At 60.8% G+C, this 750-nt stretch carries 1 pseudogene; it reads left to right on the top strand.

Features of this window, described 5'->3' with window-relative positions:
* Nucleotides 1-750, top strand: a pseudogene (locus ASF70_RS24175) (hypothetical protein); the annotation flags it as partial.

The raw sequence follows: 750 nt of genomic DNA, 5'->3' as shown, positions 1-750 counted from the left end.
TCGCAGCCTTCTCGACTGACGAAGTCGCCGCCATCAGCAGCAAGGCAATCTCCGGCCTGTCCAGCGACCAGATCGCTGCCCTCGGAACCGACGTGACTGTCCTGACCTCCAAGCAGATCTCGGCAATGTCGACCACCCAGATCGCATCGCTGAGCACGGATGTCATCGCATCGCTCGGCAGCAGCCAGATCGGCGCATTGACGTCCACTCAGATTGCGGTTCTGTCGACCGGCTCCATCGCAGCGATTGCTACCGACAGTATCGTTGCTCTCACCTCCAAGCAGCTTTCGGCCATGTCGACAGACCAGGTCGCAGCTCTTGATGTCGACCAGGTGACGGCTCTGTCCAGCTCGCAGATCGCAGGGCTGACCTCGGGTGCCATCGCTGTCATGTCGACCGACGAAATTGCAGCCTTCTCCACTGACGAACTTGCCGCGATCAGCAGCAAGGCAATCTCCGGCCTGTCCACGGATCAGCTTACTGCCCTCGGCACCGACGTCACGTCCATGACGTCCAAGCAGATCTCGGCGATGTCGACCGCGCAGATCGCATCGCTGAGCACCGACGTCATCGCCGGACTCGGCAGCAGCCAGATCGGCGCAATGACGTCCACGCAGGTCGGAGTTCTGTCCACTGCCGCTATCGCCGCAATCGCGACAGACAACATCGTTGCCCTTTCCTCCAAGCAGCTGTCGGCCATGTCGACAGACCAGGTCGCAGCTCTTAGTGTCGATCAGGTAACTGCCCTGA

It is taken from the genome of Rhizobium sp. Leaf321 (genome assembly GCF_001423215.1).
Lineage (GTDB): Bacteria > Pseudomonadota > Alphaproteobacteria > Rhizobiales > Rhizobiaceae > Neorhizobium > Neorhizobium soli.
This window is presented reverse-complemented; position numbering and strand designations above follow the sequence as displayed.